This window comes from Agrobacterium sp. GD03872 (genome assembly GCF_029840625.1).
In the GTDB taxonomy this organism is placed as follows: domain Bacteria; phylum Pseudomonadota; class Alphaproteobacteria; order Rhizobiales; family Rhizobiaceae; genus Agrobacterium; species Agrobacterium fabrum_A.
In genome coordinates this window covers 26,673-35,746 of record NZ_JAOCCY010000027.1, presented here as the reverse complement: position 1 = coordinate 35,746, position 9,074 = coordinate 26,673, and the positions used below count along the sequence as shown (strand labels likewise).

The 9,074-nt window shown below is 58.1% G+C and carries 7 protein-coding genes and 1 pseudogene; 2 read left to right on the top strand and 6 right to left on the bottom strand.

Annotated elements, in window-relative coordinates; translation table 11 throughout:
- Positions 1-62: 62 nt before the first annotated feature.
- The 5 genes and pseudogenes from N5D22_RS26525 to N5D22_RS26505 all read right to left on the bottom strand — a co-directional run bounded on the left by N5D22_RS26525 (position 63) and on the right by N5D22_RS26505 (position 5,497).
- Positions 63-1,025: a glycoside hydrolase family 26 protein gene (locus tag N5D22_RS26525; protein ID WP_279658892.1), complete on the bottom strand. Its 963-nt coding sequence runs from the start codon at positions 1,023-1,025 to the stop codon at positions 63-65.
- A 13-nt stretch (positions 1,026-1,038) separates the two neighbouring features.
- A complete protein-coding gene (locus N5D22_RS26520; RefSeq protein ID WP_279658891.1) occupies positions 1,039-1,542 on the bottom strand; it encodes a DUF995 domain-containing protein in 504 nt (167 codons plus the stop codon).
- A 14-nt stretch (positions 1,543-1,556) separates the two neighbouring features.
- Positions 1,557-3,494 carry a glycosyltransferase family 2 protein gene (locus tag N5D22_RS26515; RefSeq protein ID WP_279658890.1) on the bottom strand — a complete coding sequence of 646 codons (1,938 nt, stop codon included), beginning with the start codon at positions 3,492-3,494 and terminating at the stop codon, positions 1,557-1,559.
- Entirely contained in the window at positions 3,491-4,474 is a 984-nt protein-coding gene (galE, locus tag N5D22_RS26510) for a UDP-glucose 4-epimerase GalE (protein ID WP_279658889.1), read from the bottom strand. The genes N5D22_RS26515 and galE overlap by 4 nt, the downstream gene beginning before the upstream one ends.
- Before the next feature lies 1 nt (position 4,475).
- Positions 4,476-5,497, bottom strand: a pseudogene (locus N5D22_RS26505) (UDP-glucuronic acid decarboxylase family protein).
- 394 nt (positions 5,498-5,891) lie between these two features.
- Between N5D22_RS26505 and N5D22_RS26500 the strand changes: the two are divergent.
- Positions 5,892-6,242, top strand: a complete 351-nt coding sequence (locus tag N5D22_RS26500; protein WP_279658888.1) for a hypothetical protein — start codon at positions 5,892-5,894, stop codon at positions 6,240-6,242.
- Between the two features lie 53 nt (positions 6,243-6,295).
- Here N5D22_RS26500 and N5D22_RS26495 read toward each other — a convergent pair whose 3' ends face one another.
- On the bottom strand, positions 6,296-7,069 hold the full coding sequence (locus N5D22_RS26495; RefSeq protein WP_279658887.1) for a response regulator transcription factor: 774 nt from the start codon (positions 7,067-7,069) through the stop codon (positions 6,296-6,298).
- Between the two features lie 914 nt (positions 7,070-7,983).
- On the opposite strand from N5D22_RS26495, the gene N5D22_RS26490 reads away from it, so the two are divergent.
- Entirely contained in the window at positions 7,984-8,949 is a 966-nt protein-coding gene (locus tag N5D22_RS26490; protein WP_279658886.1) for a fibrinogen-binding protein, read from the top strand.
- Positions 8,950-9,074: the final 125 nt, after the last annotated feature.

Genomic DNA, 9,074 nt, shown 5'->3' with positions numbered 1-9,074 from the left:
CGGATAGCTGACATCGGATTGCCGGGCGAGCGGCATTGCCGCTCGCCGGTTTTCGACGTCGATCAGACCTTCGCCGGACGCACGACGCGCCAGTCCGGTCTGCCGAGATTGTGCGGCCAGGGATGAACATCCTTGTCATTGAAATAGACGACCTCTTCCAGCTTCGGAAAATCCGCCTGCTTCAGCGTCACGTCATTCATCCATGGGCGAACATAGGAATCGCCGCCTTCATACCCCAGTTCAGCAACCCAGACCGGCCTGTTGAAGGTTTCGACAAGCCCATAGCCCTTGCGCAGCAGATCGGTGAAGGTCTTCGGGCCGCCATATTCGATCTTGTCGTAATCCTCGAGCCCGAAGACCGAGAGACCGACCAGATCGGCGTAGCTGTCGCCGGGGTAGTAGGCCCGCAGGCCATCCAGACCTTTCGGTGACCACATCACCTTGACGCCGGGAACCGCCTTGCGGGTCATGTCCACCATGCGTTTATAAGCCGCGATGTAATCACGCGGGTTCCAGCCCGACCACGAGAAGCGGCCTGACGTGTCTTCCATTTCCTGTCCCCAGCGCAGGATCAGCGGGCTCTTCATCGCCGACATGCGGGCGGCGATCGCCTGCATGTTCTGGTCATAGTCGCCTCTCATCACCTTGCGGCGCAACTCGTCGGAGGTGAGCCGCCAGTTAACGTCCCAGGACCAGGGTTCGACCGTGATCAGCACGTTGCGCTTGCGCTCCAGGGCGTAGGCATCCGCAAGTGCCAGACTGTCGAGATCCACGTCTTCCCAGGGCAGGAACAGATGTTCCGTCGCCACCCCGGCCTGGCCGGTGAAATCGCCATGCGGATCGTAGGCGCCGAAACGAATGCCATCCGCATGTAATGTCGGTCTTTTGTCGGCAAGCGTCTTCATGCCCGTCGAGGTCATCGGGGCGACACCCTGTGCGTCGAGCTTGAGCACCGGATACATGCCGGCGGTAAAGGCTGCGGCGGCACCGCTTGCGAACAGAAGTGTTCTTCTTGTTATCTGCATGACACCTTACTCCCTACCTTGTTGCCGTCATCGCCTTGTCGTAGGCGGCGATCTGCGGCGTCACGTCGTCCTTGCGGACGAGCTTGAGGAACTCATCGCCAGGGCGTGGCGGGTTGTGCCGGAACACATACCATGGCCCGCCCTGCTTGCGCTGGTAGAGCACCTTGCCGATGCGACCATGGTCGAAGCAGGTATCGGCCTTGCCGTTTCCTGCCGCGCTTTTCCAGGTGGCGCGCATGCACAGGGTGCCGTTGGCATCGACGGTCCAGCGGCCTTCACCGATGGACTTCGTGCCTTTTTCTTCCGTTGCGGCGATGAATTTGCGGTCCTGGGCGATGAAGCGTCCGCCGCCCGTATCCCATTTCCAGGTCTTGTCGAAGTACATATCCACGACTTCGCTGGTTCTGAGCGGTTTCGGCGTCTTCGTGCCGCCTGCAGCGTGGACGGCGCTTGGCGCGACCACCGCAAGACAGAGTACGAAAGCGGAGAATCCGCATTTGCTTATTGTTGTTTTCATCACAGCCTCCTCCTTCATTGCCCGACCCTATTGTCGGCCAGCATGATTTCTCCGGTTGCCACCGCCGGCGGCGGCGGTACAATGGGTTCCGCCTGCATTTCCTGCGGTCCGCGCAGTCCCGGCACGGCAATGCGCAGTTTCAGACGCACCGATCTCGCGCCTTCCACGCCCGCACCGGCGACCGTGAACCGCGTTTCGGTAAAACTGACATAGGGCTGCCCGTGCGACAGCGCTTCCAGCCCGCCAATGGCGTGGGTGCTGAGTTCTGCACCACTTGCGGCCACCAGCAGCAACGAACAGGCGGCGGCGGTCGCTCCCCCGCGCAGGGCCGGCAGCTTCGGCAGACCGTTCTCAATCGCATGGCGGATGAGCAGAAATACCGAAAGCCCCGCATAGATCACCACATTGATGGCGGCAAAGACGAAGAAGCCCTCCGCCCCGTTTTCACGCGGCGCCAGAACCATGGCCACGAGGCTGAGCGCCGCCAGCCCGATGTAAGGCGCGACGACCCTGAGCGGCAGCGGCGGTTTTGCCTGCGTACCCTTGGGCGTAATGCGGAAATCGACGAAATCGCCACGGATCGTGTCGCGTATCGCCGCCAGTACGCCCATCAGCGACCAGGGCCAGCGCAGGAACAGGAACACCATGGCTTCCCAGCTGAAGAGCCTCGCATCATGCGGCCGGAATGCGCCAGTCGCCCGCCAGAAGAAGGCGAACACGATCATGATCAGCGAAACCGGCAGGAAATGCGCCAGAAACGCCGGGTAAGATGCGTTGACCAACACATGGCCGCGTATCAGCGCAACGGCGGGAAGCACGAACATCAGCGCCATGAATCCCGAAAACAAGGGATACCAGAGCTGCGAAAACAGGAACTGGAACTTCAGCCTCGGCGGCAGCTTCGGCACATAGTGCCTTGAATATTGCAGCAGAATGGTCATCAGGCTGCGCGACCACTGGAATTCCTGCACGATGAGATCGGCAAAGGTCACCGGCCCGTCGCCATGGGCGATGGCATTGACGGCGTGGACACCGCGCCAGCCGCCGGCGTTCATCAGAAGCGTGGTGGAATGATCCTCGGCAAGCTCCGGCCCGAGACCGCCCACCTCCCGTAGGGCTTTCGTGCGCACGGCGTAATGCGAGCCGATGCAGAGCGGCGCCCAGCCACTATTGTAACCCAGCTGCAGCGCGCCATGCAGGCTCGCTTCGGCATAAAGCCTGCCACGCGCCGCCCAGCTTTCACCGGCATTGGCGTCGCAGATGCTCGGGGCCGACACATATCCAACTTCCGGATCGGCAAAGGGACGCATGATCTCGCGCAGATAATCCGGTTCCGGCACATGATCCGCATCGAACTGGGCGACGAAATCATAACGCTCGTAACCGTAGTGATCGTAGAAATAAGCTAGATTGCCCTCCTTGCAGCGTGTGCGCCGCGGCCAGGTCTTGCGATGATATTCCGTAACGCCCTGCCGGGTGGAAACGAAAACGCCGTGCGCACCGCACCATTTCAGCGTTTGCGCATCCGGAGCCTCATCGGCAAGCCAGACGTCGAACTCCAGGCCCTTCTGCTCCAGCATCGCCAGCAGCGTCTTTTGCACCACCGCGAAAGGTTCCGACGGCGCCTTGGTGACAACCATCGCCACCCTGCCCCGCGGCAGCGGGGAACGCCGGTCGACAACCCTGGCGTTGAGAAAGATGAAGATGAAATAGGACGGCAGAAGCGTGATCCACGCAAGCGTCGTCGTGACGACGGTGTAATAGGGCCAGTCGATGACGCGATCGCGATCGAGCCACCAGATCCAGAAGTAGGCGAGCGTCACCAGCCAGCCGCCGATGCCGAGAAGATAGGCCATGCGGTTCCAGCCGGCGAAAACCGGCAGCATCCGCAAGTCGCTGGCGGCGGTGTACACACGGGCCGAGGGAACGGAAGGGGTGGAGCGGGCTGTCATGACCGCACCTCCAGTCCGAAACCGGGACCGGCCGTCCGGATGATGGTGTCGATATCCGAGCGCTTCGGGGTAAAGCCGAGCGTTTCTTCCGCACGCCTTATATCCGCAAACAGGGCGGGCGGATCGCCGGCGCGCCTTGCGCCGAAATGAACCGGCACTTCCTGCCCCGTGACCCGGTGGATCGCCCGGATGATATCGCCAACCGACGTGCCGTGACCGGAGCCGAGATTAACGCGCAGCGTCTCGCCGCCCTCGGCAAGATAGTTGACGGCGGCGACATGCGCATCGGCGAGATCGCTGACATGGATGTAATCACGAATGCAGGTGCCGTCGCTGGTGTCGTAATCCGCCCCGAAGACGTCGAGCTGCGGCAACCGTGCGGCGGCAGCCATCAGTGCCCGCGGGATCAGATGGGTTTCAGGCTCATGGCGTTCGTAAAGCTCACCGTCCGGATCGGCGCCGGCGGCATTGAAATAACGCAGCGCCACGAAACGCAGGCCGTAGGCAGCGGCATAATCTTCCAGCGCCATTTCGAAGATCAGCTTCGTGCGCCCGTAAGGATTGACCGGCATCTGCGCCGTTTCCTCACGGATGGGCAATTGCGGCGGCACGCCATAGGTGGCGCAGCTGGAAGAAAACACCAGCCCGCCGATATTTGCGTCGAGACAGGCATCCAGCAGCGCCAGGCTGCCGCCGACATTGTTGCGATAATATTTGCGCGGATCCTCGACGGACTCACCGACATAGGCGTTGGCGGCGCAGTGGATGACGAAGGCCGGCGAGAATTCCCTGAGCGTCGCCTTCAGCAGGCCCCGGTCGAGAATGTCGCCCTCGATGAAGGGACCCCAGCGGACCGAATCCGCGTGGCCCGTCGAAAGATTGTCGTAAGCGATCGGCTGGAAGCCGGATTGAGCCAGCGCCTTGCAGATGTGGCTGCCTATGAATCCGGCCCCGCCCGTGACGAGGATCGTGCGGGGCATCTCATACGGCCTCCGCCACAGCCTTGCCGGCCAGCAACGCATCGAAATAGGCGATGGTTTTTTCCAGGCCGATTTCGAGCGGCACGCGCGGCTGCCATCTCAACAGTTCCTTTGCCCGCGAAATATCGGGCGGCGCTGCTGCGGATCGTCGATCGCGGCGGGCAGATGCACGATGCGTGAACGGGAACCCGTCATCCGGATGACGATATCGGCGAGCTGCCGCACCGGAATTTCCGTCGGGTTGCCGAGATTGATCGGGCCGGTGCAATCCTTCGGCTTGGCCGAAAAACGCAGGAAACCGTCGATCAGGTCATCGACATAGCAGAAGGAACGGGTCTGGCTGCCATCGCCGTAAATGGTGATGTCGGCACCCTTCAGCGCCTGGACGATGAAGTTCGAAACCACGCGTCCATCATCGGGTCGCATGCGCGGCCCATAGGTGTTGAAGATGCGTCCCACCTTGATATCGACGCCGAAGCTGCGGTGATAATCGAAAAACAGCGTTTCGGCGCTGCGTTTCCCCTCATCGTAACAAGCACGCGGCCCGATTGTATTTACATTGCCGAAATAGGTTTCCGGCTGCGGATTGACATGCGGGTCGCCGTAAACTTCCGATGTCGAAGACTGCACGACGGTTGCACCGCATCTGCGCGCCACTTCGAGTACATTGACCGCCCCAAGGACATTGGTGAGCAATGTGCCAACCGGATCGCGCTGATAGTCGGGCGGTGAAGCCGGTGAAGCGAAGTTGAAGATCAGCGAGACATCGATGTCATAGGGCTTGCGCACATCGTGCTCAACCAGCAAGAACCGCTTATTGTCCCGCAAATGTGCCACATTCGCGGTGCGTCCGGTCGAAAGATCGTCGAGACAGATCACCTCGTGACCGCAGCTCAGCAGGCGCTCGCAAAGATGGGAACCGAGAAAACCGGCGCCGCCATTGACGAGAACGCGTTGGCCAGGTCTCCATTCGGAGTAGATGGTGACGCCGTTGTCGTGTTCGTCGGGAACGAAATTACGCATTACACACTCCTCCCCATGAGGAATCAGCGCGGCTGATTCGACTAAACTGGATCAAACTCCCAATTGTGCGATATCTTGAATATCATCCTCCGGTTTTTACTTCTTCTGGAGGTTTTAATATTTCGATCAGATAAACTTCAACTTTCATGATAAGCGCAGCGGAAAACAGGTCAACTTCATTTTGTCGAAATATTACAATTGATTACCAAAAATTACTCGAAATAGCCTGTTGATTTAATACTTTTTAACTACGCCTCCATTATGCCTTTCTTATTGAGCATTAGCGCAAGCTTCGCTCAACCAGTCGGGGCTATCCTGGTTTTGTAAGGCTCGGTCCACCGGGAACAAAACCGCCCGGCGAGATGCGACAGACAGTCGATTTCAGGGGACATACATGACGAATGAAATGCCTTATTCCCATAGCGGCAAAGCAGCCCGCCATTGTCGCTTCGCGCTTGTTGCCGCAGCACTTGCAACTTTCACCTTCGCCACGGCTTCATGCTCCGTCGTCGAAGACACCGTTCTCATCAAGACCGCATCGGCAAATACCGCTACGATCAAGAGCCGGGTTGCCCCGGCAAAGGCGTCTTACGGTTATCAAAAAGCCGGCAACGCAGCCGTTACGCTTGTTGCCGATGCGTCGGGCACACCAGCCATATCGCGGCAGTCCTATTCGGGTTCCTCTCCCTATATCTGCTCGCCGAGCGGATTCGGGCAGAAATCCCGCTGCTTCCTGAGGCCCTGAGCCTCAATAAACTGGGGGAACTGGCGTCCGGGCGGCTCTTGCCGTCCTGACGCTCAGTTCTTCCAGCCGCCGGAAAAGGTCGCGTCTTCATCCTTGTTGAAGAAGCGCGATGCCGCCTCCGTGCGGTTGCGCACGTTCATTTTCTTATAGATATTGCGAACGTGAACCTTGACGGTGTTCTCGGACAGATGCAGCCGATCAGCGATGATCTTGTTTTGCGTTCCCTTGCAAAGCAGGTCGAGGATCTGTACCTCGCGCGTCGTCAGCACCGCCACCTCGCTCCTGCTTGCAGCAAGGGCATCGGCGCGGTTGGCAATTACGGCGCTGCTTTGAACGCTCTTGCCGTTGACCGATGCGGAATAGGGCGTGAGCTTGCCGAGAAGAGCGGCGGGAAAATGCTCCCCGCCCTTCATAAGCAGATCGACGGCCGCCATAAAGACATCCAGCCTGAGATTAAGCGGCAGCACGCCATCGATGACACGCGTCCCTACCAGCCTTTTCAGCGGCTCCTCGAATTTATCGATGGTTTCGACGACGAGCGCGATAGGCGCATCGGGATGCTTTTCCCGCACCTCCGAAAGAACGGCATGAAGCCGCTCGCCCGACATCCGGTAAGGCAGAACCAGCCGGACATTATTACCGTAGTCATCGTCGATCCCTGCCGACGAGGTTATGCTTACCACCGCGAATGTGGGGAACTTTTTGCCCAGCGCCTCCATGAGGCACTCGGAAAACAGGTCCGGATCCGCGATGACCAATAAAGTTCCATTTATAGGAGCAGCGGTGTTTTTTTGTTTTGCGGCATAATCTGACGTTCCCATGAACATTGACGCCTCCCTCAAGCGCTTACGCATTACTTTCTTTTGGTTGCGCAGTCTGTTGTCCGCCGGCTATCTTTTCCCCTGAATACTTGGGGGCGATTCTCCGCTTTAGGCCATGTCAACTATCATTAATTACCCGTTAATTCACACACGCTAATACGAAAAGCTGTGTAAATAAATGGCCCAAACGGGTTATTTTTTACAATTGACATACAAAATAGGTTACGCGGAGATAGAATCATTCATCCTGGAACCGGTGCAAAAACAAAGGCATCGGAAAAGCTTTCGCCGCGGTTTTGTGTTCCGGGAAAATATAACTTATAGTTGATATCCCTTTACATAGCTCTCCGACGAACGAAGCCGGAAACCGTGCCATTTCGGGACGAGAGCCCTTTCCCGTCGAAATAAACCATATTTCTCGAAAAATCCGCCCTGTTCCAGCGAAACGGCCATTATTTGCCGCCGAACCGATGAAACGATCCGCCGGATCGCTCCTTTCGGCATATATATTCGGGGTGACACGCCGATATGTTTAACCCGAATTGATATCTAGGAAGCGCAATTTTTCTACGGCACAGTCTGACCGTCGCTGAACGGCGGCCAACGGAAAGACACTTCCGGCCTTTGACGTGTGTTTGAAAACGCCGGTCCCTTTTCAAGAAACATGCAAGCGAAAAGACGAAGCCACCGCGCTCCCCTCCTGGAACGAGGAACGGATTTGTGCGCCGTTTTACCGAGTAGCGCACAAGGGCTGAACGACAAGAGTCCGGTTACGGACCGATACCGAACCGCAGATGATGCGTATCGAGTGCATCTGCAAAACGTCAATCTTCATGCGACCCGGGGCAAGCGCGAAAAAATCCCGTTTGAGATGAGAGGGATTTCGAAAGCTGCTCCGAGCTTTTTCGGAGGAAATCGAAATGGGTTATGATCCAAAGTCATCCGGCAGCGACGACGACATCACCAAGATCGGCGCGCTTTCCGATGGTTTCGCCAATACGGCGACCAATGACGCCAAGGTGGAAGACAGCAACGTCGGCACCGCAAACGGCGAAAACCGCAACAACGACAACAGCGACAACAGCACCAATGTGGATGTTGACGCCAAGGTCGATGTTTCCGCCAATAACGGTGACAATCGCGACAACGACTATGACTGGAGCTATGACAGCAAGTCCTATAGCGACAACGACACGACCACCAAGACCAGCACCGAAACCAACACCGATATCAAGGTCGACTACGACTGGAGCTATGAAAGCAAGTCGTACAGCGACAACGATACCAATGTGAAGACGATTACGGATACGGACAACAAGACGTTCTCCTATTCCGACAACGACACCACCACCACGACCACGACGACCTCCGACAGCTTCAACTCCGCAGACAGTTTCTACAAGTCGGATGACGACTTCGGCAACATCACGGGCGTCAAGGATGTCGGCAATCTCGGCATCGCCGGCGGAGACCTCACCTTCAACCTGGGTGACGACTTCTCCTTCACCCTCGATGTCGACAATATCCTCAACGGCTCGCTCAACGGCGATGGCAACGACACCGGCTTCAGCATGGTGCAGGCCAACCACCTGGCAGACCAGGATGAGGCCTATGACATCAAGATGCAGAATGGCGGTGCGGAAAACCATCTGAGCGCCAATGCCGGCGACGCCTATGGCGCGGAAGGCATCGACGGCAAGGGATGGGACCTCAAGGCAGGCGACGATGCAGCAGGCACCAGCACTGCGGATGCATCGGCAATCCTTGCAAATTCCGGCTTCCATCTGGAACTGGTGCAGGGCGCCAACATGCTCTCCAACGCAGTTGATGTCACGATCACAGGCGGTAACTCGCATGTGTCCGATGTCGGTGAGGATCAGTCCTGATAACCACCTCTTGACGAAAAGAGCTGCACCGGCATCCGCCGGTGCAGTTTGCGGTTAAAGGACCGGGTTTGCGCAAAACGAAGCACCGCCTCCAGGACGTGTGCCGTCCGCACCCCAGGCTCTGC

Coding starts and splice junctions, on each gene's coding strand:
- N5D22_RS26515 (WP_279658890.1), bottom strand. CDS start 3,494: ATGACAGCCCGCTCCACCCCTTCCGTTCCCTCGGCCCGTGTGTACACC.
- N5D22_RS26525 (WP_279658892.1), bottom strand. CDS start 1,025: ATGCAGATAACAAGAAGAACACTTCTGTTCGCAAGCGGTGCCGCCGCA.
- N5D22_RS26500 (WP_279658888.1), top strand. CDS start 5,892: ATGACGAATGAAATGCCTTATTCCCATAGCGGCAAAGCAGCCCGCCAT.
- N5D22_RS26490 (WP_279658886.1), top strand. CDS start 7,984: ATGGGTTATGATCCAAAGTCATCCGGCAGCGACGACGACATCACCAAG.
- N5D22_RS26495 (WP_279658887.1), bottom strand. CDS start 7,069: ATGTTCATGGGAACGTCAGATTATGCCGCAAAACAAAAAAACACCGCT.
- galE (WP_279658889.1), bottom strand. CDS start 4,474: ATGCCCCGCACGATCCTCGTCACGGGCGGGGCCGGATTCATAGGCAGC.
- N5D22_RS26520 (WP_279658891.1), bottom strand. CDS start 1,542: ATGAAAACAACAATAAGCAAATGCGGATTCTCCGCTTTCGTACTCTGT.